This is a genomic window from Streptomyces sp. JLBG701, assembly GCF_058544905.1.
In genome coordinates, this window is record NZ_CM178588.1 from 8,282,311 (window position 1) to 8,306,908 (window position 24,598).

Here is a 24,598-nt window from a genome sequence, read left to right on the forward strand (position 1 = left end):
GCGCCCTGTTCAGGTTGCGCTGCGGAGTACCACCAGTGCCGCGATGCTCCCCAGAGCACACACCAGGGCGAGCACCAGGAGTTTGCGGCTGCGGCTGCGGTGACCGCGTACGGCCGCCCATACTCCGGCCGTGCCGACGACAGCCAGAGCCCCGCTCACCCCACGCGTGGCGCCGCCGACGCCCGGCATGGTCGCCACCGCGGCGCCCCCCAGTGCCGCCATCGTGCTGAGGATGCCGACGAGCATCGCCGCGTTCCACCGAGTGCGAGATGCCAGTCGCTCCTAGCTGTTGTCACCCATGTCATTCATCAACATGTGCGGCAACGTACAAGATCATCCAGATCGGCATGATCGACGGGTTCGCCGCCGTCATACCTGACGGCGCTTGCCGACGACGTAGGCGAGCGCCAATGCGGCAGCCGCCGCCACCACGAGGCCCAGCAGGGAGATCAGCGCGGTGTCCGGCTCGCTGCCCCACCACGTCTTGGCGGGAAGGAAGGGGACCTCCTCCATCATGTCCCCGATGGCAGGCGTCCCTTGGCTGTCGGCGATGATGAGCGGGATGGAATTCGTGTAGCCGAAGAACGCCCCGAGCGGGGCGATGATGGCGGCGCCGATCCGGGCGCCGGTGCTACGGCGGCCCACCAGGCTGACCAAAACGCCGACGACCACTCCGTTGAGGAGCGCGTGGGCGACGTAGAGGATGTGGGCCGTGGTTTCCGACTGGTCCTTGTACGTGGCCAGGTTGAGGACGCTGTAGATCAGCGAGACGACGACCGAGGCGAAGAACCCGAGGAAGACCGCGCCGACAGGATGCCCGCCCGGTGTGTTCGGCTGCTGTCCGAAGGGGGGTGCCTGGAACGGCGGTGCGGGCTGCATCGGGTACATCGGTTGCATCGGTGGTTGCCCCGGGATCGGCGGCGGTCCGAAACCCTGCTGCTGCTGCTGCGGTGGGGCGGGCTGGGCGTACGGGTTATAGGGGGTATAGGGGTTCTGCGCCGGCTGCGGTGGCTGGGACGGCGGCGGTGGCGGTTGGAACGGCGGCTGGCTCATTGATTCCCCCGTGTAGTGAACTGGCAGAAGCAGCAAGTTATCAGTGAGATCAGGAGGGGGTTGTCGGAGCCGGAGTGGGCCGAGTGAAGGGCGCTGTGGGAAGGATGCGGAGGGCCTTCGCGCCGCGGTCGGTGGCGAGGAGGAGGATGCCGTCGGGGGAGAGGACGGCGGCGGTGAACGGGGTGTCGGAGATCAGTGTGGCTACGACCTTCTCGTTCGCTCGGTTCCAGACGCGCAGGTAGTCGGCGCCGCGGGTCAGGTCCAGTGGGGCGGCGGCCCGCTCCTCCGCCGACGGGCGCAGGACCTGCTCATGGTTGATGCCGGGGGTGGAGTTGCCGAGGTCGTCGGGGTGTACGAGGCGGTGGACGAGCACCGCGGAACGGGTCGCCTCGTTCTCCTCGCCCGCCTTGCCCACCGGGCTCGCGCCAGGCGTGTCCGCGGGCACCACGAGAACGGCCACGGGCAGGGCCGGCCCGTCGGACTGGGGCAGGCTGCCGGCGGACACGGCGCTGATGCCGGGGACGGGCAGGCTCCACAGGGTCTGCCAGGGCAGGTCGAGGCCGAGTCGGCGGCGTAGGGCGTCGGCGTAATCGGGCAGGCCGTCCTCGACGAACGCGGTCTCCAGCAGGGCGGCGCGCTGTGCGGCGGGTGCCTGGGTGCGGGTCAGCAGGGGGGCCGTACGGAGGTACGTACGGGCCGGCGGGCCGAGTTCCTCGGGCGGGACCGCCTCGATGGCGGCGCGCAGCGGTACCGGATCGGCGTGCACGAACAGCCCCGGATCCGTGAGGAGTTGGGGCAGCAGGCCGGCCTCCAGGGTGTGGCCCGCGATGTGGTCGCGTACGTAGGGGTCGGCCTTGCTCCAGTCCTGTTCCGGTACCGCCTCCAGCAGCGTCATCGCGATCTGGGTCTGGGCGGCGCGGATGTTCGGCAGGCCGGCGCGGATTTCGTCGCCGATGGCTGGGTGGAGCAAGTGGAGGAGTGTGCGCGGCGTGCCGTCGTCGTCCGCCTGAAGCGACTCGACGAACGGTTCGATCAGGGCGCTGCTCCCCGCGACGACTCCGCTCATGTCCTTTCCCGCAAGGGCGTTGACGAGCCGTGCCCAGATGTCGACGGGCAGACCGTCGCCCTCCGCGAGGGCCAAGGGTGCCAGGAGGTGACGCAGGGTCTGCGGGTCCGCTGCGAGGCGGTGGGCGTGCAGGTCGAGTGCCTGGCCGATGGACGAGGGCAGGAGGGTCTCGTCGTGCGGGGCGACGGTGTCAGGACTCGTCAGGATGCTCTGCACGGCGAGTTCCACGGTGAGCGGATTGGTCCCGGCTCGGCGTCCGATCGCCTCGGCGAGAGCCCGTCTCGTCGGAGCGGCGGCGGTGAACGACACGTCAGGCGCGCCCAGTTGGGGGTTGAGCAGCGCCTCGGCTTGCCGCACCAGGCCCTGCGGGTCCACCCACTCCGGCGTATCGAGGTCGATGACCTGCACGGTGCCGACAGGAAGGTCGGCTGCGAACTCCTCCGCGAGTTGGCGGGGCATCTCAGCGAGCAGGCGGACCGTCTCGATGGCGGCGAGAGGGGCGAGTACTTCTCGCGTGAGCCGGGCCGGTTCGCCCGTGGTGCGTACCGGTCCGGCCCGGTCGACGTCCGGCACGACCACCGTCACGGGGCCCGCGAGCGCGGCCAGTTCGGGGAACACGTCCGATACGGCGTCGGCCTCCAGGCCGAGATGACCGGCGAGAAGCCAGACGACCTGGGCCGCGGTCATCCCGGCCGCCCCGAGCACGGGTGGCGCGGGCAGCTCCGGCGGTACGGTCGACGGGTCGAGGTCGTCCAGGGGGAGTCGCTTGCGGTACTCCGGGTCGCAGAGCATCAGGAACCCGGTGATCAGATGTGATCGGCCACTGCCCGGGTCTCCCGTCAGGACCAGGACACGCGGGGTACCGGGCCGCTCCGCCCGCCAGGCGGCGAGGGCACGCAGCACTGCGGCGCGTCCACCTATGTAGGGGTGCGGTGCGTAGCCTTCGGGTGCGCCGGCCATGGGTACCAGTCCTGGTTGGGGTGGGCGGGGGTGAGAGAGCGGTGCTGCGGGGGTGGCCCGGGGTGGGCATGCCCGGCCGTTTCGTATTGCGCGTTACGTGTTGCGCGTGAGGTTCTTCCGGTACAGCGCGATGGCCTGCTCGGTCGGGTAGTTGGGGACCGTGACGGTTTCGCCGGTCTCCTTCGACACCACGATCTTGGCTCCGCCGGGCGGGGCGGGCTGCGGTCGGCCGGCGGCGTCGGTGCGGGGCGGGAAGACCGTGTACACCAGGTAGCCGATGTCGAACTCGTGGACTTGGAGTTCGGCGGGGGTGCCGTCGGGGAGTTTGGGTTGGGCGTAGCGGGACCGGACGATTTCGATGGCCTGGTCCGGGGTGGTGGGTGGACCTTGTGGTGCTGGGGCGGGGACGTCCGGAGCCATGTGCTGCCTCTCGTCGTTTGGGGTGTGCGACTGGGACTACGTGGGGAATTCGTTGACCCACGCGCCGGCGATGAGGTGCTTGGGGAGGTATTCGGACTCGACGGTGATGGTGAAGTCGGCCTGGACGGCGAGGCAGGTGAGGGCCAGTGGGCCGAGGGCGATGAGGCCTTGGGTGGTCAGGGCACGGTCCTCGTCGCGGGTCCAGTAGTCCTTGTGCCATTCCACGGCTTTGGCCAGTTCGGTGTTGAACTTGTCCTGGTCGCCGCGTGCCAGTTGGGTCAGGAGGTTCATGGGCGGATACATGATTTGGAGGACGCCGTCGCGGGGTGCGTGTCGTAGGACGGCGGGGTCTGTTCCGTCCACCGCCGCGACCAGTTTGTCGCCGAATTCGGGGCGCTTGAGACAGTACGCCTGCAGCGCTTCCACCCAGTCGTAGATGTACTCGTCGAAAACCCCGTCGGCTTTCCGCATCTGTGAGACCGGGAACTGGCACAGCTTGGTCATGCGCTTCTTCTCGCGGCATACGCAGGCGAGCCAGAAGGCGTTGAGCCAGTTGCCGGCGTGAGCACGCGGCAGTGCGCCGGCACGGATGGTGCGCATCTTGTGATCGATGAGGCACTCGATGGTGTCTGTCGTGGCCTGGGCCGACTCGAAGAGCGCGGAGCCGACCTGCATGGCGGTGACGCAGGCTTCCCAGGTCTCCAGCTTGTCGGCATCCGGGTCCATGGTGGAGCGCAGGCCGAGGAGAATGATGGCGTCAGCCAGAACGTTCGAGAACCACGAGGGTTCTCTCTGCAGGTCGTCAACGTCGTCCCAGAAGTCCTTGGTATCGGATTCGAGAATCCTTGGGACATTTCGGGTCGGGAACTCATGTCGAGGAATCTGCATCGCGCGCCTTCTCCGCTTCCGTTCTGGTGTCGAACTGTTTCATCTCGTAGCCCTGGTGCTCGCCTCCGGAGGAGTTTCCCTTGACGAGTATGTACTTGACTCGCGGCGGGTTCGCGTTCAGGGCTTTCCTGAGGTCCTTTGCCTGTTGCCTTTCTGTCTCGGCTGCCTCCAACTCGGCGTCGGTTTCGGCGGCCAGCCTGTTCCGGTGTGCGCGAGTCTCCATCTCATGGAGGATCGTCTCAAAGTACGCGCGAGTGCCCTGCTTGACCTTCGGCACCCCAGGACTCGGTGCGTCCTGGCCGGCCTGGTCCTCGTTCTGCGCTCCGTCACCCTGTCCCTGGCTGGGGTCGCCCGGTGCAGCGGCCTGGTCCGGGCCTTGCTCCGGAAGCCCTCGCCGTTCGCCGAGTCCGGCGGTCAGTGAGCCCTTGGCCTCGACGACGACGAACTCGGGTGGATCGGTGCTCGGATCCATCCAGACCTGGTCGAACCGGTTGTTGCCCATGGCCCGGTCGTCGACGCGGTCGTAGTCCGGGAAGTGCCGGGGCATCACGTGGAACTCGGCGACCGCCTCGCCGTAGTCCTCACTGGCCCGCGTCATCGTTCCGTGAAGGGGACTGTGCCTTGCGTCGGCTTCCTGGAACCTCTCCAGATTCTCGGGAGTCTTGTTTGCCTCGTAGGCTTCCTTGGCCGCCTGCCGGTCCTTGTGCGGCTGACTGTCCGCGTCGATCGCGTCCTGGCGGGCCTTGGCGGCCTCGTCCAGCCTGTCCAGGTTCTCCTTGGAGATCTCCGTGTTCCGCGAGCCCTCGTCCGCGCCCTCGTCGATGTACGACTCCGGATCGGCGTCCGGTGTGTCGTTGGCCAGCATCCAGCGAGCGTTGGGATCGTTCGTGGGATGCAGCTGGGGGACGGGGCGGCCGTCCTCGGCGGGGGCTGTCACGCTCCGGCGGTAACCACTGTTCGGGTGGTAGTACCTCTCGAACCAGGCCTTGTCCTGCGGGTTGTCCGAATTGGCGCGCGCGAGCATGTCCAGATCACGCTGCCGACGGCTTTCCTGGTCGTTGGCGTCGGGGGTGCTTCCCGTGGGCTCCGCAGGACCGGAGTGGCGTTCCGGGCTCGCCGTCTGGGAGGTCTGCGTCGGGTTCTCGGCGGCGATGTCGCCGTACAGCGGCTTCTTCCCGTTGACGGAGTCCTTGACGTAGCCGGCCGCGTCGGCGTTCTTGCCGTCCGGCAGGCTCTCGCGCTTGGGGACCGCGGAGTCCTTCGTCATGTCGCTCGGGCGGTCGCGGTGGTCGTCGGCCGGCGACTGGTTCGGGCTGTCGGGACGTGCCTGGTCAGGGGTCTCGGAGTGGTCCTTGTCCGGTGTCTCGGACTGCGGATCGTCGAGATGATCGGGTCGCGTCTGGTCCGGCCGCGGCGGAGTGTTCGGGTGCTGAGCGTCGGGGCGCTCGTTGGGCTCCGGCTGCTTCTGCGTGGGGGTGTCCCGGTGCGGGTCCGACGTACGCGGGTCCGTGGTGCGGGGATCGGGCGTACGTGGATCCGTGGTGCGAGGATCCGTAGCGGTGGGGGTCGTGTCCCTGTCCGGTGTGCCCTTGTCGGTGTTGTCGGGCGTGGTGTCGGCGGGCGGCTGACGGTGTTCCGAAGCGGAGTCGGGTCGGGCCGGGGTCTCCGTCGTGGCGGTCGGTTGCTCGGAATCCTTGTCGGGGGTGTGGGCCTGCTCGTCCGGGCGTGACTGCTGGTCCGGGGTGTTCGGGGTCTCGGCCGGGGACGGGCGGTTCTGCTCTGAGGGGGTCTCGGGGGAGGGCGACGGCTGCGCGGAGTCCGCGTTGTCTGATACGTCCGGACTCGTCGGATCCGCCGACTTGGGGGAGTCGGTTCCCGTGCCGGTGTCGTCGCCCTGCTTCGGGGTGTCGCCCGAGACGTCGCTCTGCGGGTTCTCGTTGTTCTCGGAGTTCTCCGGCTGGGTCTCGTCGTTCTGGGCGTCGGAGTTCTCGGTGTCGGGCTGGGTGAGGTCGATGGGGTTCCGGTTGGCGTCCAGCGGGATGTGCCAGACGTGCGCCGCGTTGTCGATGTGGAGGGGGTCGGTGCTGACCTCTCCGCTCTGGGTGTCGATCCAGACGATGTTGCCGTCGTGGTTGACGACGTTGAAGGCGTGGCCGCCCCCGTTGTTCGGCCAGTCGACCTGGACGATGGCCGCCGAGCCGGGGCCGGCCTGCTGGAGGACCGACGCGATGTTGTTGGCGGTGTTGGGGTCGTTGCCGGGGCCGGCGTAGGCGTGGGCGGCACCCGTCCAGCGGATCTGGTTCTCGTTCGCGTTGTCCTCGGGGGACCACGGGTCGGGGTTGCCGTGTTCGTCGGTGTCGAGGGTGCGAGGGGCTGAGACCTGGGGGTCTCCGTACCAGGTCTCCAGGAAGGAACGGGAGCAGTCGGCGCAGTTGTTGCTGCGGCCCGGGACTGTGTTGCCGCCGTCGTTCTGGAGTTGGGTCCAGGGGCCGAAGGGGTCGGGGAAGCGTTCCGGGGTGCCGTCCTCGTTGTGCGGGACCGCGTCCACCAGCGCCTGTTGATCCGCGGGGTCGGGATCGGTCAGGCCACCCGGGTGGTGGTCCAGGTCGGCGCGGATGTCCTCCACGCTTTCCTGCTGCGGGTGTTGCTGGTTGTCGGGGGTCCCGGGGGAGGCCTGCGGCGAGCCCGGCGCTTGCGGCGCGGCGGGGGTGATGTGCGACGGCGGCGTCGCGGAAGCCGGGGTGCGGATGACGGTGGGGATCGGGACCGCCGTCACCTGCTGCTGTTGATGCTGCGAGGTGGGCGGTGTGTTCTGCGGCGACGTGTTGGCCTGCCCGGCCGGCTGCTGCGGGGTGTTGGGGGTATTGGGCGTGCTGCCCGCGGGTTGCTGCGGAGGCCGCGTGGGAGTGGTCCCCGGGCCCGGCTGGTTCTGGGTACCGGGTGTGCCCGGGGCGCTCGCGCGGGTGTCGGGGCCGGGCCGCGTTGAAGAGGTCGAAGAGGCCGAAGGGGCTGACGAGGTCGAAGAGTTCGGGGTGTTGCCGCTCGGTGTCGACGTGCTCGTGGACGGCGATGCGGCCCTGGGGGACGTCGACTGGCCCGGGTTCGGGTTTGGGCTGGTTGAACTCGGGTTCTGGCCAGGGGTGTTGGTACGGGTGCCGCCGGTCGGATCCGGGGTGTTACGGGGCGAAGTACGGTCGCCCGGCGTCGTACCAGTCGTTCCAGGAGTATTCCGGGTCGAAGTACCGTCCCCCGGAGTCGTACCGGCGGTCCGCTGCCCCGGTGTTCGGCCGTCCTGCGTGCCAGGAGTACGACCGTTCGCCGCACCGGGATTGCGGCCGTCCGCCGTTCCAGCGACGCGACCGTCGGCCGTACCGGCAACCCGACCGTCCGCCGTCACGGCCGGAGTACTCCGGGGCCCGCTCGAAGGCGTAGGGCTCGGAGTGGAGGCAGGCCCGGTCCCCGTAGGCGATGCCGTCCCGGGCGTACCGGCGGAAGTAGGCCTGGCCGCAACCGAGTTGGGGGTCGGACTGCTGGGACTGCTGGCGGAGGGGGTGCCGGCTGACGTACTCCCGGAGTGATGCGAGCCGCCGACGCCTCCCGCCGTAGAAGGCGCCACGGGCGAAGTCGGTATGGCCGAGCCGCCGTCCGCACGGCCTCCGGTACTCGCCGGCGACGGATCGCTCGCCGTCGGTGTAGGCGCCGCGTTTGACTGGGTCGGGACGGTAGCGGCCAGGCTGTCGATCGACGTGCCGATGGTTCCGCCGCCCGGCGAGGAGGACGTAGCGCCGGATGATGTGTGGCTGGGCGCGGACTGCGAAGCGGTCGGTGACGAGAGGCCGGACACGGAGGAGCCGCCGCCGGTGTGGGAGGGGCCGGACGAGCCGCTCGTGTCCGGCGTGCTGGGCGAGGTCCCGCCCGGCGAGGGGTCGTCGAAGTCCGACAGCGACGGCCCCGACAGGGACGGCGTCGGCCTTGAGTACGGCGTGTCCGAGGAGGACGGACTCTGCCCCGAACCCGAGTCCGAACCCCCTGAGTCCGAACCGGAGTTGGGAGCGGAACCCACATCCGCCGCGCCGATGCCGGAACCCCCGCCGTCGGCGGATATCCCGCCGCCGATGTTCGTACCCGGGCCGCTGCCGTTGCTCGAACGCGTCGAGTCCGAGGAGGAGTCGGACCTCCCGGAGTCGGAACCACCGCTGCCGTCACCGCTGTTGCGACTTCCGCTGTCACTGCCTCCGTCATCGCGGCCACCGTCACCGTCACCGCCACCACCGTCACCGCCGCCATCGATCCCCGACGAGCCGTCGTACCCGTCGATGCGGCTGTCGATGGCGTGATGGGCACGGCTGCCGGCCTTCGAGCCCAGACCGTCGCGCACCCCCTCGGCGAGGGTCTGCGGGGTCTGCTTGATGGCCTCCCAGCCGCCCTTGGCGCCGGCCTTGACGGTCGTGGCGAGGTCGAAGCCCTGCTGGGCGCCGAAGCCGACGTTCACGGACTGGCGGACCAGGTCGGTGATGATCGCCTCGATCGCGGAGATCGCGGGCTCCTTCATCGCCTCGACGATCGCCTCCATCAACGCCTCTTTGAGCTCGTCGAGGAGACGGCGCACGATCAGCCGGGTCACCTGGGTCGCGCCGAGCGCGCCGACTTCGGACAGACCGAAGGTGAAGGGCGCGGCGGCCTGCGCGGCGAAGATCTCGATGGCCAGGGCGATCAGCTGGGCGATCACCGCCCATTTCGCGAACTCGACGATGTAGGCGCAGGCCTCCATCACGTTCGCGATGGTGTAGGCGGCCTGCGCGGCATTGGCGAGGTAGCCGTCGGAGCCGCCCCCGCCATCGAACTTGGCGTACGTCTTGGTGAACGCGTCGATCGAGTCGCCGGCGTTGTAGGCGGTCACCGTGCGGGCGCTGGCGTTCGCCGCGGTGTGCAGCCCGGTGACGTCCTCGCCGAACTGCCGCCACAGGGCGGCGGACTCCCTGAGCTTGTCCTCGTTCGCCGTCGGCCAGCGGTAGCCGAGCATTTCGAGAACCCATTCGAGTTCGTCCGGCAGCATCATCGCCACAGCAGAAAGCACCCCCGTCAGCCAACACGGCCGTACAACTCCCTCACCCGCCAAGGGAAACCACACAGGTGTACAGCCGTGCGCACAGCTTACGGAATCACCCGCAGGCACCTTCAGAGGGTTGCTGTCACAAATCCGTTTCAGGTAAGCACGGTTACCCGTCGCATCAGGGCGTACGTCCCTGGGCGCGCTGTCGATGCCCCTTTACGTCGGGCCTGCCGATGTGACCCATGGCGCGCTCGGACTCGCCCAGCCAGATCTGCGGGACGTACTGCTGGACCGCCGAGGCCACCTGCTGCCGGCACGCGGCAGGGAAGGGGAGGCGGTAGCGCAGCCGGGGAAGGTTAGGGTGCAACGGCTCCTCGTCGCGGACCAGAATCCACAGGACCGGGTCGTCCCGGTCGATGGAACCGGTGGGGAACAGCTCCAGGGAGTAGACCTTCTGGCCTCGGCCCAACTTGCTCCAGTGGAGGCCTACTCCGGCGAGGGTGTCCCACGGGATGACGTTCCGGAGCTTGCCGTTGTCGACCCACAGGCCCGTGTGGTCGACGAGGATCCTGGCGCGGCGGTTCGCCCAGTGGCCGATGAAGAGGAACACGCCGAGCACACCGAGCGCCAGCAAGAACGCGAGGCCCGCGAAGGCCCCCACGCTGGACTCCCCCTTCTGGTTCCCGGTGGCGACCACGACAGCGCCCGCGATGCCGACGGCACCGATCGCGATCAGGACGACGGAGCAGGGGAGCCCGGTCATGGCACCGCGACGGCCGGTAGGTATGACCACGGCATCCGGCGCGGGGGTGGGCGTGTGCGAGGGCAACATGGTGCGCGAGCCTAGCGAATTCCTCACCCAGGTCAGAAGAAGTAGCTGACCAGGAACGACAGTCCGGCTCCGACGAGGCCCACGCCGATCATGCCGATCACGGTCGGCCGCGTCACTCCCCGTCCCGACGCCTCCCATGCGGCCTCGTACGAGATCCGGCTCTGTCCGAACGGCGCGTAACCCGTGGCGAGGCAGAAGACGCCGAGGCCGGTGAGGACCCAGCCGCCGAAGAAGGCGGCGAAGAAGCGCCAGCCCCGGGGCTTGTCGGTCTGGATGTAGTCGCCGTCCGTGGAGGTGGCCGTCGTAGGCGCGTCAGCCTGCTGTACCGACAGTTCGGTGCCCTGCGTGTACTCGTACCTCACCTGCACCGCTGCGTTGGCGTCCGTGCTCTTGCCGCCCTCGGACACGAACGTGCCCTCACAACGGACAGTGAGGCGCTTCTTGCGGCTGTTGCGTGAGGTGTTGAGCGAGGAGTTCAGCTCGCACTGCTTCACCGTCAGAGTGCCGTGCGTGCCCGCCCATCCTGCCGCGTACGCCCCTTCGTACGCGCCCCATCCGCTCAGCGCGAGCCCCGCCAGGAGGAAGACCAGACCGCCCGCGCGCCCGAGACGGCCGAAGGCCCTGCCGACGAGGCCCACGAGGGAACGGTCGACGCCCGCGCCTTTTCCTGTGCCCTGCGTCCGAGCCATGTCGATGCGGTCCTTCTTCTCGGCGGCCGGTCTTCGCTACGACCAGTGGGGCCAGTCAGCATTGCATCGATGCGTTACAGGAGATACTGCGGGTGCCGAGAGGTGAGCAGCAGCGAGGAGACGCGACATGGCCAGGCAAGGCGAGAACTCACCGAACCCGGACGGCTCTTCGCCGGACCGAGGTGTGCTGGACGAGGCACTCGAACCGGAGCAGATACGTTCCCTGAACTCCGCCCTGCGCAAGCTGTCCGAGACCGACAGCGCGGGCAAGGAGATGCAGGAGGCGGCGAAGAGGCTGCTCTCCGGCCGCCTCGCCCTGCGTGACGCCCTGGACGACCCCGCCGTGGCACACGCCCTGGGCGGCGGGATGGCGTCCCTGCGCGGTCAGTGGGAGTCGCTCTCCGACGAGGAGCGCGAGCAGATCAGGGAGGGGGAGACGCCGACCGGCGGGAACCCCGCTTCGGGGTCGTCCGAGCCGAGGCCCCCGTTGGGCGAGGCCTCACAGTCCGTGAGGAAGGGCCAAGGACGGCACAGCGGCGGCTTCTCGCTGTACTGATCGCTTCGCCCTGATCCATCGGGCCTACTCGGCCGGCATTCCGCCGTTGTGCGGCGCGGGCTCCAGGTCGAACTCCCCGTCCCGCGCCCCGAGTACGAACGCCCGCCACTCCGCCTCGGTGTACCGCAGCACGGTGTCGGGATCGAGGGACGAGCGCATCGCCACCGCGCCCTCCGGCAGGTACGCGATCTCGACCCGCTCCTCGTGCTCCTCGGTACCGGGCGCGCTGTGCCACTCGACTCCCGAGATGTCGAGGGCGTACAGCTCGTCCCGCTCCCGCTCCTTGCGCGCCTTGACGTCCTCGGCCTGAGTCTCGACCCCGTTGTCCCGTGCCTCGGTCATGCTGCTGAGCCTCTTCCTGACGTGCGAACCATTTGAACTGGACGTGCGAACTACATGTGTGGCTCACCCTACTTGCGCGGGCGGCGCTCACGCTGCGGAAGCGGAAGGTCACTCACAGCCCGCAGACTGATAGCCCACGGACTCATAGCCCGCAGACTCATAGCCCGCAGACTCAGAGTTCGCCATCCTGCCGACGACGCTCATGGTGCACGCCGGTCGGGATCTCCACCTGGCCGTCGTACTCGGCGGTCGTCTGCTGCCAGATGGCTTCCTCGTTGGCCTCGTTCTGCTCGTGCGCCACGCCCATCCTGGTGAAGGCGATCCCGATCCCCGCGATGCGCTCGGCCAGGCTGTTCATCGACTGGTACATGCCGTCGCGCAGACCCTCGTAGACGACGCCGAACTTCTCACCGATGTCGTCGTCACCCCACGGCGGGGTGTCACCGCTGCCGCCCTCAAGGTGGGTCAGCCCGTCCTGAAGGGCCTTCGCGGCCTTGGCGAAGTCCTGGCCGACGGTGAACATGTTGTAGCCCTCGTCCTTGAGGACCTTGGGATCGGAGTTCATGAAGTCCGACGACACAACTGCCCCCCGTGGCTCGCCTTTTCCATCGCAACGCCACTTTAGCGCTGCCCCGTACGAGAGGGGCGGCACCCGCAGTGGGTACCGCCCCTCCATCTGGAACACTCAGAACCGAGTGGGCAGCCACCCCGTCTGAATCAGCTGCCCACCGCGCCGACGCGTGTGGAAGTGCCCCCGCCCGGGCGGCAGTTGAGACGCCGTGATGTTGCCCAGCAGAGCGCCCTCGCTCCGCTCGCCGGAGAGCACGATGCCCTGGGCGCCGAGCTCGCGCAGCCGCTGCATCACCGGCTCGTACAGCGACCGGCTGGCACCGCCCGAGGCACGCGCGATGATGACGCGCAGGCCGACGTCACGGGCGAAAGGCAGGTATTCGAGCAGCGGGGCCAGCGGGTTCACGCCCGTCGCCACCAGGTCGTAGTCGTCGATGATGACGAACGCGTCCGGGCTGCTGTACCAACTGCGGTTGCGCAGCTGTTCCGGTGTGACGTCCGGGCCCGGCATACGGCGGCCCAGTGAGCCGGCCAGGCCCTCCAGCGTCTCCGCCAGAGCGGGCGCCGAGGCGCAGTACCGCGACAGGTGCGACTCGGGCACGCCCTCCAGGTGGGCACGTCGATAGTCACCCATGACGATCTTCGCCTGCTGCGGTGTGTAGCGCTCGGTGATCTGCTTGATGAGCAGCCTCAGCACCGCGGACTTACCGGACTCGCTCTCGCCGAACACGATGAAGTGCGGGTCCGTCTCGAAGTCGACGAAGACGGGCGCGAGCGACGACTCGTCGATGCCGATGGCGACACCGCGCTCCGGGTGCTCGAACCCCTTGGGCAGCCGGTCCCACGGCAGGAGCGTGGGCAGCAGCCGTACGGCCGGAGCCCGGTTGCCCTGCCAGTTGTCGTTGATGCCCCGGACGAGGATCGACGTCGCCTCCGACAGGTCGTCCGTCTCCGAGGAGCCGTCGACGCGCGGCAGCGCGGTCATGAAGTGCAGCTTGTCCTGGGTCAGACCACGGCCCGGCACGCTCGCCGGGACGTTCTGCGCGACCTTGCGGTCGATCTCCGACTCGGTCGGGTCGCCGAGCCTGAGCTCGATGCGGTTCTGCAGCATGTCCTTGAGCGCGGGCCGCACTTCGGTGTAGCGGCTCGCGGCCAGGATCACGTGCACACCGAAGCCGAGGCCGCGCGTCGCGATCTCGGTGACGGTGGCCTCCAGCATCTCGTAGTCCGTCTTGAAGGTGGCCCAGCCGTCGATGACGAGGAAGACGTCTCCCCAGATCTGGTCGGGCAGCTGCCCGGCGGCCCGGCGCTGGCGGTACGTCTGGATCGAGTCGACGTTGTTCGCGCGGAAGTACTCCTCGCGCGCGTTGAGGATCCCCTCGACCTCACTGACCGTACGGCGCACCTTCTCGGCGTCGAGCCGGTTGGCGACGCCGCCGACGTGGGCCAGCTCCTCCATCGAGATCAGACCGCCACCGCCGAAGTCCAGGCAGTAGAACTGCACTTCGGAGGGTGTGTGGGTGAGCGCGAACGACGAGATGAGCGTCCGCAGCAGCGTCGACTTGCCGGACTGCGGGCCACCGACGAACAGACCGTGACCGGCGCCACCGGAGAAGTCCCGGTACAGCACGTCACGCCGCTGCTCGAACGGCTTGTCGACCAGACCGACCGGCACATTGAGCCGGCCGAGCGCCGTGTAGTCGGGCGCGGTGAGGCCGCGCTCCGGGCTGACGGCGAGCTGGGGGAGGAGCTGCTCCAGCGAGGGAGCCTCCTCCAGCGGGGGCAGCCACACCTGGTGGGCGGGCGGACCCTGGTTGACCATCCGGCTGACGATGACGTCCAGGACGGTGTCGGCGAGCGCGTCGTCGACCCGGTTGTCGGCCTCCGGCTCCTCGATCACCGGCTGCGGGGGCAGTGCCACGTGTTCCGCCTTGAACAGCGCGGGCCGCAGCTGCGTCGAGCGGTGTACCCGGGAGGGGCCCTCGCCGTGGTACGGCCCCGACACGTACGCGGCCTTGAAGCGGACCATGGTGTCGGTGTCGTAGCGCAGATAGCCGGAGCCGGGGATCGACGGCAGGTGGTAGGCGTCCGGGACGCCGATCGCCGTACGGGACTCGGCGGCGGAGAAGGTGCGCAGACCGATCCGGTACGACAGGTACGTGTCCAGGCCGCGCAGCTTGCCCTCCTCCAGGCGCTGCGAGGCCAGCAGCAGGTGCACGCCCAGCGAACGGCCGATGCGGCCGATCTGGATGAACATGTCGATGAAGTCCGGCTTGGCGGTGAGGAGTTCGGAGAACTCGTCGAGCACGATCACCAGCGAGGCCATCGGTTCGAGTGCGGCGCCGGCCGCCCGGGCCTTCTCGTAGTCGTGCAGGTTGGCGTAGTTGCCGGCCGTGCGCAGCAGCTCCTGGCGGCGTTGCGTCTCACCCATGATCGAGTCGCGCATACGGTCGACGAGGGTGAGGTCGTCCGCGAGGTTGGTGATCACGGCCGCGGTGTGCGGCATGTCAGCCATACCGGCGAAGGTCGCACCGCCCTTGAAGTCCGCGAGGATGAAGTTCAGCGTCTCCGAGGAGTGCGTCACCGCGAGACCGAGGACCAGCGTGCGCAGCACCTCGGACTTGCCGGAGCCGGTCGCGCCGACGCACAGGCCGTGCGGGCCCATGCCCTCCTGCGAGGCCTCCTTGAGGTCGAGCATGACGGGCTCGCCGGTCTCGCCGACACCGATCGGCACCCGCAGCCGCTCGTGCAGCGTGCGCGGCCGCCAGGTGCGGGAGACGTCGACCAGACCGGGGTCGCCGATGCCCATGAGATCCGTGAAGTCCAGGTTGGACAGCAGGGGTTCGCCGTCCTCCGCGCTGCCGACCCGGAAGGGGGCGAGCTGCCGCGCCAGGGACTCGGCCTGCGCGATGTTCAGCACATCGGGCTTGCCGGTGTACGCCGACTCGTGGCCGACGAACAGCCGCATCCGCTCCGGCTTGGCGTAGATCGTCAGGCCCGCGCGCAGCTCCTCCTCCAGCTCGCCCGGTGCGATTTCGAGGAAGGTGACGCCCTGGAGGCCGTCGGAGCTGGCGAGTTCGGAGTCGGGCGGCACGGTGCCGCCGTCGAGCACCACGATCAGGTGGGGCTGGTCGTAGACGGGGTTCGCGTCCCGGTTCCAGCGGGGACGGTCGCCCAACTGGTCCGCCAGCGCCTCCTCCAGCTCGCCGAGGTCGTCGAAGAGGAGCCGGGAGGAGCCCGCCCCGTCCTTGGCCTTCGGGTGCTGGCTGTGCGGCAGCCACTTGATCCAGTCCCAGTCCGCCGTCGCCGAGGGATGCGCCACCACGGCGATCATCAGGTCCTCGGGCGAGTGCAGCGTCGCCAACTGGCACAGGGACGCACGCGCGTTGGCGTAGACCGTGTCCGTCTCTCCGCACACCGTCACGTGGTAGAAGGCGCGCAGCGAGACGGAGACGGGCAGGTCGGACAGGCTGCCGTGCGCGTCGAGGAACGCCTTCATGGCCGCCGCGGTCAGCGGCTCCAGCTCCTCCTTGGGCGCTGTCTCCGGGGCGACCAGCGGGGTGTTGAGCTGCTGGATGCCGCGGCCGATCCGTACGGAGGCGAAGTCCGCGTCGGTCGGGCGCCGCTCCCACAACCGCCTGCCGTCGGCCGCCACGGCCCACAGCTGCTCCGGGTCGGGATGCTGGAAGAGCTGGCTGTGCCGCTGCAGTTCCGCGGTCTTGTGCACGTCCTTGCGGACCTGTTCGAGATACCGGAAGTAGTCACGCCGATCCTGCGCCATCCCCGCGCCGCCGCCCTGCCGGGACTTGGCGAACTGGGCGATGGCCATGGCCAGGGTCGAGGCCAGCATCAGCCCGCCGACCACCCGCATGTACGAGGGCAGACCCGGCATGAAGAAGAAGCCGACCGACCCCAGCATGCCCATCATGGGCAGCAGGCTCATCAGCGGGCTCTCATCACCCTCGCGAGGGATCTCGGGCGGTGTCTCCAGCCTGACTTCGCCGTCCGGGACAACCGGGGGCACTATCCGCGGTGGCCGTTTGATGATGACGACGCTCACCGATGCACTCATCCTTCGCGTTTGTTACGTCTTATACGTCTGATACGTCCTGGCATCGACGCCCCCGTGTACCGCGACGTGTGCTCGTTCGCGTAGGCGCCATCCGTGTGAGCGACGATCCTACTGATGCGCCGAGTGCGCCAGAGCGCCAAGGGCATGGAGATGCCGAGGGGGCACGGCGAGGAAACCGGGGAGGTGGCCCCCGCGCCCCCCGTGGCAATGGATAAAGTGGCGCTCCGCGTCGTATGAACGATGCGAAGAAGCTTTGGCCAGCAGGGGGAAGTACCAGGTGAGCACGGGGACATCGACGGGTTTCTGCCGAATCACGATCGCAGCGCCGGACAGTCGGGTCGATGTCGCGCTGCCGGAGGACCTGCCGATCCAGGACCTCTTTCCCGAGATCATCAGGCTTTCGGGCCTGAGCCGATCGGACACCGATCCCGCCGGCTACCACCTCGTACGCCGCGAGGGCCAGGTCCTCGACGCGAGCCGTTCGTTGCTGGAGCACCGGGTCAGGGACGGCGAGGTGCTGCTGGTGCGCACCTTCGCCGACTCACTGCCCCCGGCCGTTCACGACGACGTGGTGGACGCGATCGCCGCCGCCGTCAAGCAGGACATCCGCAGCTGGAACGACAACCTGATGCGGGTGGCCGGCCTGGTCTCCGGCGCGCTGCTGCTGTTCATGCTCGGCTTCGTCTTCTGGTTCGCGGATCCGATACGGCACGACATGAACGGCCTGCAGGGCATCCTGGCCGGCGTGGTCGCCATCGCCCTGACGGCACTCGCCGGTATCCGGGCCCGGGTCTACGACGACCGCGCCTCCGCCGTCGCGCTCGGTATCTCGGCGCTGCCGCACGCGCTCATCGCGGGCTCCGGCGTCGTACCCCAGGACGCGGGCGAGGGCCCCGGCCGGATCCAGTTCCTCGTCGGCTGTGTCGCCGTACTCCTGTTCTCCGTCGTACTGATCATGCTGCTGCCGCAGGGAGACGCCCCGTTCGTGGCCGCCGCGCTGGCCGCCGGGATCGGCACGCTCGCCGTGTTCTGCGGAATCCTCACCGAGGCGGAGCCGCGGGAGATCGCCGCCGGCACCTCGGTCGTCGCGCTGGCGGTCGTCGGCTTCCTGCCCGGCTGGTCGGCCCGCTTCGCCAAGCTGCCTATCGGTTTCCGCAACCCGGAGGACCTGGCCAGGGCCCGTCGCGAGGGCCAGGAGGGCGACCTCGAAGCCGTCGACGTCCAGCGCATCGTCGCCCAGACCAGCCGGGGCCACGAGCTGCTGCTCGGCCTGGTCGGCGGCTGCGCCGCCGTCATCGTCGGCGCCGGTGGCGCGGTGCTCGGCTTCAGCGACGGCGGCTGGGCCCAGCTGCTGGCCCTGTGCACCGGCCTCGCCGCGATGCTGCGGGCGCGCCTGTTCCGCTACACCGCCCAGGTCACATGCCTGTTCGTGGCCGGCGTCGGCACCCTCGCGCTGCTGGTGCTCGGCCTGGCCATCTCGCCGCCGGCCGACATCGTCATCGAGCTGCTGAAGGGCAACTCCAACCCCGTCGACGTACGGACCCTGTGGCTCGCCGCCTCGGTGGGCGCCGGCGTCCTCGTCCTGATCGCGATCGCCCTGATCGTGCCGCGCAAGGGGCTCTCGCCCTTCTGGGGCCGCATGCTGGACCTCGCGGACTCGCTGGTCCTGCTCTCCCTGATCCCGATCTGCCTGGCCGTCCTCGACGTCTACGGCAAGGTCCGCGGCGGCGTCTGACCGGCGTAGGACCGCCTGTCAAGAGCGCGCCCGTCTGCTGGTACGCTGTGTAACGGCCGTTTGTGTACGCGCCCCCGGAGTAAATCCCTCCGGAGGCCGCGCGCAGCGGAACCCGCCTCCCGAGTAACGGAAGCTCCCCCGAGATAAAGACCGGGGGCACTCGGTGGCCAACCAAAGACTACGAGGAGTACGCGTGCCGCTCGACGCCGCTACGAAGAAGCAGATTTTCAGCGAGTTCGGTACCAAGGAGGGCGACACCGGCTCCCCCGAGGTCCAGGTCGCGATGCTCTCGCGCCGTATCTCGGACCTGACCGAGCACCTCAAGACCCACAAGCACGACCACCACTCCCGTCGTGGTCTGCTGATCCTGGTCGGTCAGCGCCGTCGCCTTCTCCAGTACCTGGCGAAGAAGGACATCCAGCGCTTCCGCGCGCTGGTCGACCGCCTCGGCATCCGCCGCGGTGCGGCGGGCGCCAAGTAAGACGCCGTGAAGGGAGCGGTTCCCACCTCAATGGGGGGCCGCTCCCTTTGCTGTACGTGCGGAAACGTGCGGAGTGTCACCACCCCTTTGTAGTGTGGTGGCACAACGCAATACGTACGACACAGCACGTACGAGGAGAAGTGCACCTCGCCGCCGCCGGTCCTCGGTAGTGGCCCCCGGGGAAAGTGAACCCCGGGTGCTTCGATCGAAGACCGGCCCGCACCAGATGGCGCACTTCTCCGCCCCACCGTCCCCCTGCCACACGGGCAGACTGGGACAAAAGACGAAAAGTATCGGAGAAAACGCTAGTGGAGAACGAGACCCACTACGCCGAGGCCGTTATCGACAACGGTTCCTTCGGCACCCGCACCATCCGCTTCGAGACGGGCCGCCTGGCCAAGCAGGCCGCCGGCTCCGCCGTGGCGTACCTGGACGACGACACCATGGTGCTGTCGGCCACCACCGCCTCCAAGAACCCCAAGGACAATCTCGACTTCTTCCCCCTCACGGTGGACGTCGAGGAGCGGATGTACGCCGCCGGCAAGATCCCCGGCAGCTTCTTCCGTCGTGAGGGCCGTCCCTCCGAGGACGCCATCCTCACCTGCCGCCTGATCGACCGCCCGCTGCGCCCGTCCTTCAAAAAGGGCCTTCGCAACGAGATCCAGGTCGTCGCCACGATCATGGCGCTCAACCCCGACCACCTGTACGACGTCGTGGCGATCAACGCCGCCTCCGCGTCCACCCAGCTGGCCGGTCTGCCCTTCTCCGGCCCGATCGGCGGCGTCCGCGTCGCGCTGATCAACGGCCAGTGGGTCGCGTTCCCGACGCACACCGAGCTCGAGGACGCCGTCTTCGACATGGTCGTCGCCGGTCGCGTCCTGGAGGACGGCGACGTCGCGATCATGATGGTCGAGGCCGAGGCCACCGAGAAGACCATCCAGCTGGTCGCGGGCGGCGCCGAGGCGCCGACCGAGGAGGTCGTCGCCTCCGGTCTGGACGCGGCGAAGCCCTTCATCAAGGTGCTCTGCAAGGCCCAGGCCGACCTCGCCGCCAAGGCCGCCAAGCCCACCGGCGAGTTCCCGGTCTTCCTCGACTACCAGGACGACGTCCTGGAGGCGCTCACCGCCGCCGTCAAGGACGAGCTGTCCCAGGCGCTCACCATCGCCGGCAAGCAGGACCGCGAGGCCGAGCTGGACCGCGTCAAGGGTCTGGCCGCCGAGAAGCTGCTCCCGCAGTTCGAGGGCCGCGAGAAGGAGATCTCCGCCGCGTACCGCTCGCTGACCAAGTCCCTGGTCCGTGAGCGCGTCATCAAGGAGAAGAAGCGCATCGACGGCCGCGGCGTCACGGACATCCGTACGCTCGCCGCCGAGGTCGAGGCCATCCCGCGCGTGCACGGCTCGGCGCTGTTCGAGCGTGGCGAGACCCAGATCCTGGGCGTCACCACCTTGAACATGCTCCGGATGGAGCAGCAGCTGGACACCCTTTCCCCGGTGACCCGCAAGCGCTACATGCACAACTACAACTTCCCGCCGTACTCCGTCGGCGAGACCGGCCGCGTCGGCTCCCCGAAGCGCCGCGAGATCGGCCACGGCGCCCTCGCCGAGCGCGCCATCGTGCCGGTCCTGCCGACCCGCGAGGAGTTCCCCTACGCGATCCGTCAGGTGTCCGAGGCCCTCGGCTCCAACGGCTCGACGTCGATGGGCTCGGTCTGCGCCTCCACCATGTCGCTGCTGAACGCCGGTGTGCCGCTCAAGGCCCCCGTCGCCGGTATCGCCATGGGCCTGATCTCCCAGGAGATCAACGGCGAGACGCACTACGTCGCCCTCACCGACATCCTCGGTGCGGAGGACGCCTTCGGCGACATGGACTTCAAGGTCGCCGGCACCAAGGAGTTCGTGACCGCCCTCCAGCTCGACACCAAGCTGGACGGCATCCCCGCCTCCGTCCTGGCCGCCGCTCTCAAGCAGGCCCGTGACGCCCGCCTCCACATCCTCGACGTGATGATGGAAGCGATCGACACGCCGGACGAGATGTCCCCCAACGCCCCGCGGATCATCACCGTCAAGATCCCCGTGGACAAGATCGGCGAGGTCATCGGCCCGAAGGGCAAGATGATCAACCAGATCCAGGAGGACACCGGCGCCGAGATCACGATCGAGGACGACGGCACCATCTACATCGGTGCCCAGGTCGGCTCGCAGGCCGAGGCCGCCCGCGCCACGATCAACGGCATCGCCAACCCGACCATGCCGGAGGTCGGCGAGCGCTACCTGGGTACGGTCGTCAAGACGACCACCTTCGGCGCGTTCGTGTCGCTGCTCCCGGGCAAGGACGGTCTGCTGCACATCTCGCAGATCCGCAAGCTCGCCGGCGGCAAGCGCGTGGAGAACGTCGAGGACGTCGTCGGCGTGGGCCAGAAGGTCCAGGTCGAGATCGCCGAGATCGACTCCCGCGGCAAGCTGTCGCTCATCCCGGTCATCGAGGGTGAAGGCGACGAAGACAAGAAGGACGACACCGACCAGTGACGTCGAGCAGCTCCACGGCGACGGCCCGCACCTCTTCGGAGGCGCGGGCCGTCGCCCGTACGCAAACCCTCATCCAGGGCACGAACGGCATCGGCGTCGTCCGCAAGACCACCCTCCCGGGCGGCCTGCGCATCGTCACCGAAACCCTGCCCTCGGTCCGCTCTGCGACCTTCGGCATCTGGGCCCACGTCGGCTCCCGCGACGAGACGCCGTCCCTGAACGGCGCCACGCACTACCTGGAGCACCTGCTCTTCAAGGGCACGTCGAAGCGCAGCGCGCTGGACATCTCCTCCGCCATCGACGCGGTCGGCGGCGAGATGAACGCGTTCACCGCGAAGGAGTACACGTGCTACTACGCGCGCGTGCTCGACACCGACCTCCCCCTCGCGATCGACGTCGTCTGCGACATGCTGACGGGCTCCCTCATCCTCGAAGACGACGTCAACGTCGAGCGAGGCGCCATCCTCGAAGAGATCGCGATGACCGAGGACGACCCGGGCGACGGAGTGCACGACCTGTTCGCGCACACGATGTTCGGCGACAACCCCCTCGGCCGCCCGGTCCTCGGCACGGTCGACACGGTCAACGCCCTCACCGCCGACCGCATCCGCCGCTTCTACAAGAAGCACTACGACCCCACGCACCTCGTCGTAGCGGCCGCGGGCAACATCGACCACAACAAGGTCGTACGACAGGTCCGCGCAGCCTTCGAGAAGGCAGGCGCCTTCAAGAACGACGAGGCGGAACCGATCGCCCCGCGCGACGGCCGCCGCGCCCTGAAGACCGCCGGCCGCGTCGAGCTCATCGGCCGCAAGACCGAGCAGGCCCATGTCGTCCTCGGCATGCCGGGCCTGCCCCGCACCGACGAGCGCCGCTGGGCGCTGGGCGTGCTCAACACGGCCCTCGGCGGCGGGATGTCGTCGCGCCTCTTCCAGGAGGTCAGGGAGAAGCGCGGCCTGGCGTACAGCGTGTACTCGTACACGTCCGGCTTCGCCGACTGCGGCCTCTTCGGCGTGTACGCGGGCTGCCGCCCCTCCCAGGTGCACGACGTGCTGAAGCTCTGCCGCGACGAGCTCGACCACGTCGCCGCCAACGGCCTGGATGACGACGAGATCGGCCGCGCCATCGGCCAGCTCCAGGGCTCCACCGTCCTGGGCCTGGAGGACACCGGTGCGCTCATGAACCGCATCGGCAAGAGTGAGCTGTGCTGGGGCGAGCAGATGTCCGTGGACGACATGCTGGCCCGGATAGCGTCGGTCACCCCGGACGACGTCCGCGCGGTCGCCCACGAGATCCTGGGACAGCGGCCCTCGCTGTCGGTCATCGGCCCGCTCAAGGACAAGCAGGCGTCCCGTCTGCACGAGGCCGTCGCCTAATCAACTCCGAAAGTCCGACACTCCGGAACTCCGGTAAGGAAGCAAGAAGATGAGCAAGTTGCGCGTGGCGGTCCTCGGCGCCAAGGGCCGTATCGGTTCGGAGGCGGTACGAGCCGTCGAGGCCGCCGAGGACATGGAGCTGGTCGCCGCCCTCAGCCGGGGCGACAAGCTGGAGACGCTGGCCGAGACGGGCGCCCAGGTCGCGGTGGAACTCACCACGCCCGCCTCGGTCATGGGCAACCTCGACTTCTGCGTACGCCACGGCATCCACGCGGTCGTCGGCACGACAGGGTGGACCGAGGACCGCCTCGCGCAGCTCAAGGGCTGGCTGGCCCAGTCCCCGGAGACCGGCGTCCTCATCGCGCCCAACTTCTCCATCGGGGCCGTACTGACCATGAAGTTCGCGCAGATCGCCGCGCCCTACTTCGAGTCCGTCGAGGTCGTCGAGCTGCACCACCCGAACAAGGTGGACGCCCCCAGCGGCACCGCCACACGCACCGCCCAGCTCATCGCCGAGGCCCGGGCCAACGCAGGCTCGGCCCCGGCGCCGGACGCCACGGTGACGGCCCTGGACGGCGCACGCGGTGCCAGCGTCGACGGGATCCCGGTCCACGCGATCCGCCTGCGCGGCCTGCTGGCCCACCAGGAGGTCCTGCTGGGCGGTGAGGGCGAGACGCTGACCATCCGGCACGACTCGCTCCACCACAGCAGCTTCATGCCGGGCATCCTGCTCGGCGCCCGCCGCGTGGTGACCACTCCGGGCCTCACCTTCGGCCTGGAAAACTTCCTGGACCTGGGCTGATGCGCGCCAAGCTCACCTACGCCGTCACGGCTGCCGTCCTGGTCGTCTACTTCGTCCTGGTCGGCAGCCGCGGCGTCATGCTGATACAGGCCGGCACGGTCTTGACCGTCACCTTCGGCGTCGCGGTCCTGATCCTGCCGGTGATCGGCCTGTGGTTCCTCTGGAAGAACACCGAGTTCGTCCGCAAGGCCAACCGCCTCGCCGCCCAACTCGACGCCGAAGGCGGCCTGCCCGTCGACGAGTTGAGGCGCACCCCTGGCGGCCGTATCGACCGCGACTCCGCCGACGAGGTCTTCGCCAGACGAAAGGCCGAGACGGAGGACGCCCCCGACGACTGGCGCAGCTGGTTCCGCCTGGCCGTCGCCTACCACGACGCCCGCGACACCCCGCGCGCCCGCAAGGCGATGCAAAGGGCGATCGCCCTGAACGAGGGCAAGCCGGTCCAGCCCGCCTGAGAAACCCGCGTCAGAACGCCGCGAACGAGATAGGGCCCGGTCCCCCCAAGGACCGGGCCCCTCTTGTTCGCAGCGTGTGCCGCTCAGCCCCGCTGATACTCCGCGGCCCAGGCCTCCACCGAGTCGGCAGCCCGGTCGAACGCCTCGACCCGCGCCAGGAAGTCGGCGTTGTGCGTGGTCAGCAGCGGCGCCACGTCCTCCACCGCACGATCACTCCGTACGAGAAGCAGCGCCTGCCCCTGAACGGTGCGCGGCAGCCCCAGCCAGCGCACAGGCTGCTGCACCGTCCGCACGGCGGCGACCTTCGCCCAGGGCGCCGTGCGCGTGAAGAGGAAGCCCACCCGGCGTACGCCACGGGCGCTGACCCACACGCCCATGCGCAGCCACCGCAGAGCTACGACGATGACCGCCAGCGAGATGCCGAAGACCACTCCGGCCTCCGACGGTGAGCCGGTGAGCGCGATGATGACCGCGGCGAACAACACGAACGAGGAGAGCAGGAGCAGAAGCGCCGCCAGACCCACGCGCCACGGTCCGGGCCGGTAGGGCCGCCGCCAGTGGTCGCGGTCGTCGTAGGGCAGCGCGAGCTCGTCCGCCGCCTCGTAAGCGCGGTCGGCCGTCAGGAAGGGCAGGGGCACGGCTGGTCCTCACTCAATCCATGCATGGGCTGTGCCCGGTGAGGCTATCGAGCGGTGTCCCGGCTCACCACCCTTGGGGGTCCGG

Annotated in this window: 19 protein-coding genes; 7 read left to right on the forward strand and 12 right to left on the reverse strand. The window is 69.1% G+C overall.

Features of this window, described 5'->3' with window-relative positions; genetic code table 11:
- Positions 1-9 precede the first annotated feature (9 nt).
- The 8 genes from AC5DRG_RS38310 to AC5DRG_RS38345 form a co-directional block, all read right to left on the reverse strand.
- A complete protein-coding gene (locus AC5DRG_RS38310) occupies positions 10-246 on the reverse strand; it encodes a hypothetical protein (protein ID WP_491804333.1) in 237 nt (78 codons plus the stop codon).
- A gap of 123 nt (positions 247-369) precedes the next feature.
- Entirely contained in the window at positions 370-888 is a 519-nt protein-coding gene (locus AC5DRG_RS38315; protein ID WP_491804334.1) for a hypothetical protein, read from the reverse strand.
- 214 nt (positions 889-1,102) lie between these two features.
- Positions 1,103-3,079 carry an ATP-binding protein gene (locus AC5DRG_RS38320; RefSeq protein ID WP_491804335.1) on the reverse strand — a complete coding sequence of 659 codons (1,977 nt, stop codon included), beginning with the start codon at positions 3,077-3,079 and terminating at the stop codon, positions 1,103-1,105.
- A 93-nt stretch (positions 3,080-3,172) separates the two neighbouring features.
- Positions 3,173-3,499, reverse strand: coding sequence for an SUKH-4 family immunity protein (locus AC5DRG_RS38325; protein ID WP_491804337.1), 327 nt, complete (start codon positions 3,497-3,499; stop codon positions 3,173-3,175).
- A 36-nt stretch (positions 3,500-3,535) separates the two neighbouring features.
- Positions 3,536-4,225 (reverse strand): immunity 49 family protein, encoded by a 690-nt coding sequence (locus AC5DRG_RS38330; protein WP_491804338.1) that lies wholly within the window; start codon positions 4,223-4,225, stop codon positions 3,536-3,538.
- A gap of 142 nt (positions 4,226-4,367) precedes the next feature.
- Positions 4,368-9,464 (reverse strand): toxin glutamine deamidase domain-containing protein, encoded by a 5,097-nt coding sequence (locus AC5DRG_RS38335; RefSeq protein ID WP_491804340.1) that lies wholly within the window; start codon positions 9,462-9,464, stop codon positions 4,368-4,370.
- Between the two features lie 154 nt (positions 9,465-9,618).
- On the reverse strand, positions 9,619-10,203 hold the full coding sequence (locus AC5DRG_RS38340) for a hypothetical protein (RefSeq protein WP_491804342.1): 585 nt from the start codon (positions 10,201-10,203) through the stop codon (positions 9,619-9,621).
- A 101-nt stretch (positions 10,204-10,304) separates the two neighbouring features.
- On the reverse strand, positions 10,305-10,961 hold the full coding sequence (locus tag AC5DRG_RS38345; protein WP_491804343.1) for a hypothetical protein: 657 nt from the start codon (positions 10,959-10,961) through the stop codon (positions 10,305-10,307).
- 127 nt (positions 10,962-11,088) lie between these two features.
- On the opposite strand from AC5DRG_RS38345, the gene AC5DRG_RS38350 reads away from it, so the two are divergent.
- Complete coding sequence (locus tag AC5DRG_RS38350; protein WP_491804344.1) at positions 11,089-11,517, forward strand: hypothetical protein; 429 nt, start codon at positions 11,089-11,091, stop codon at positions 11,515-11,517.
- Positions 11,518-11,541: 24 nt separating this feature from the next.
- Here AC5DRG_RS38350 and AC5DRG_RS38355 read toward each other — a convergent pair whose 3' ends face one another.
- The 3 genes from AC5DRG_RS38355 to eccCa form a co-directional block, all read right to left on the reverse strand.
- Positions 11,542-11,859 carry a DUF397 domain-containing protein gene (locus tag AC5DRG_RS38355; RefSeq protein WP_491804345.1) on the reverse strand — a complete coding sequence of 106 codons (318 nt, stop codon included), beginning with the start codon at positions 11,857-11,859 and terminating at the stop codon, positions 11,542-11,544.
- Positions 11,860-12,031: 172 nt separating this feature from the next.
- Positions 12,032-12,424, reverse strand: a complete 393-nt coding sequence (locus AC5DRG_RS38360) for a hypothetical protein (RefSeq protein ID WP_491804346.1) — start codon at positions 12,422-12,424, stop codon at positions 12,032-12,034.
- A 120-nt stretch (positions 12,425-12,544) separates the two neighbouring features.
- A complete protein-coding gene (eccCa, locus tag AC5DRG_RS38365) occupies positions 12,545-16,489 on the reverse strand; it encodes a type VII secretion protein EccCa (RefSeq protein ID WP_491804348.1) in 3,945 nt (1,314 codons plus the stop codon).
- A 289-nt stretch (positions 16,490-16,778) separates the two neighbouring features.
- Between eccCa and eccD the strand changes: the two genes are divergently transcribed.
- The 6 genes from eccD (at position 16,779) to AC5DRG_RS38395 (ending at position 23,875) form a co-directional block, all read left to right on the forward strand.
- On the forward strand, positions 16,779-18,236 hold the full coding sequence (gene eccD, locus AC5DRG_RS38370) for a type VII secretion integral membrane protein EccD (protein WP_491804349.1): 1,458 nt from the start codon (positions 16,779-16,781) through the stop codon (positions 18,234-18,236).
- A gap of 193 nt (positions 18,237-18,429) precedes the next feature.
- Positions 18,430-18,717, forward strand: a complete 288-nt coding sequence (gene rpsO / locus AC5DRG_RS38375) for a 30S ribosomal protein S15 (protein WP_491804351.1) — start codon at positions 18,430-18,432, stop codon at positions 18,715-18,717.
- Positions 18,718-19,025: 308 nt separating this feature from the next.
- Positions 19,026-21,242 (forward strand): polyribonucleotide nucleotidyltransferase, encoded by a 2,217-nt coding sequence (locus AC5DRG_RS38380; RefSeq protein ID WP_491804352.1) that lies wholly within the window; start codon positions 19,026-19,028, stop codon positions 21,240-21,242.
- On the forward strand, positions 21,239-22,618 hold the full coding sequence (locus AC5DRG_RS38385; RefSeq protein WP_491804354.1) for a M16 family metallopeptidase: 1,380 nt from the start codon (positions 21,239-21,241) through the stop codon (positions 22,616-22,618). Before AC5DRG_RS38380 ends, AC5DRG_RS38385 begins: the two co-directional genes overlap by 4 nt.
- Positions 22,619-22,667: 49 nt before the next feature.
- Entirely contained in the window at positions 22,668-23,420 is a 753-nt protein-coding gene (dapB, locus tag AC5DRG_RS38390) for a 4-hydroxy-tetrahydrodipicolinate reductase (protein WP_491804355.1), read from the forward strand.
- Positions 23,420-23,875 carry a hypothetical protein gene (locus AC5DRG_RS38395; RefSeq protein ID WP_491804357.1) on the forward strand — a complete coding sequence of 152 codons (456 nt, stop codon included), beginning with the start codon at positions 23,420-23,422 and terminating at the stop codon, positions 23,873-23,875. The genes dapB and AC5DRG_RS38395 overlap by 1 nt, the downstream gene beginning before the upstream one ends.
- 83 nt (positions 23,876-23,958) lie before the next feature.
- Here AC5DRG_RS38395 and AC5DRG_RS38400 read toward each other — a convergent pair whose 3' ends face one another.
- Positions 23,959-24,513 (reverse strand): SCO5741 family PH domain-containing membrane protein, encoded by a 555-nt coding sequence (locus AC5DRG_RS38400; protein ID WP_491804358.1) that lies wholly within the window; start codon positions 24,511-24,513, stop codon positions 23,959-23,961.
- Positions 24,514-24,598: the final 85 nt, after the last annotated feature.

Coding starts and splice junctions, on each gene's coding strand:
- AC5DRG_RS38310 (WP_491804333.1), bottom strand. CDS start 246: ATGCTCGTCGGCATCCTCAGCACGATGGCGGCACTGGGGGGCGCCGCG.
- AC5DRG_RS38315 (WP_491804334.1), bottom strand. CDS start 888: ATGTACCCGATGCAGCCCGCACCGCCGTTCCAGGCACCCCCCTTCGGA.
- AC5DRG_RS38320 (WP_491804335.1), bottom strand. CDS start 3,079: ATGGCCGGCGCACCCGAAGGCTACGCACCGCACCCCTACATAGGTGGA.
- AC5DRG_RS38325 (WP_491804337.1), bottom strand. CDS start 3,499: ATGGCTCCGGACGTCCCCGCCCCAGCACCACAAGGTCCACCCACCACC.
- AC5DRG_RS38330 (WP_491804338.1), bottom strand. CDS start 4,225: ATGGACCCGGATGCCGACAAGCTGGAGACCTGGGAAGCCTGCGTCACC.
- AC5DRG_RS38340 (WP_491804342.1), bottom strand. CDS start 10,203: ATGACCGGGCTCCCCTGCTCCGTCGTCCTGATCGCGATCGGTGCCGTC.
- AC5DRG_RS38345 (WP_491804343.1), bottom strand. CDS start 10,961: ATGGCTCGGACGCAGGGCACAGGAAAAGGCGCGGGCGTCGACCGTTCC.
- AC5DRG_RS38350 (WP_491804344.1), top strand. CDS start 11,089: ATGGCCAGGCAAGGCGAGAACTCACCGAACCCGGACGGCTCTTCGCCG.
- AC5DRG_RS38355 (WP_491804345.1), bottom strand. CDS start 11,859: ATGACCGAGGCACGGGACAACGGGGTCGAGACTCAGGCCGAGGACGTC.
- AC5DRG_RS38360 (WP_491804346.1), bottom strand. CDS start 12,424: ATGAACTCCGATCCCAAGGTCCTCAAGGACGAGGGCTACAACATGTTC.
- dapB (WP_491804355.1), top strand. CDS start 22,668: ATGAGCAAGTTGCGCGTGGCGGTCCTCGGCGCCAAGGGCCGTATCGGT.
- AC5DRG_RS38395 (WP_491804357.1), top strand. CDS start 23,420: ATGCGCGCCAAGCTCACCTACGCCGTCACGGCTGCCGTCCTGGTCGTC.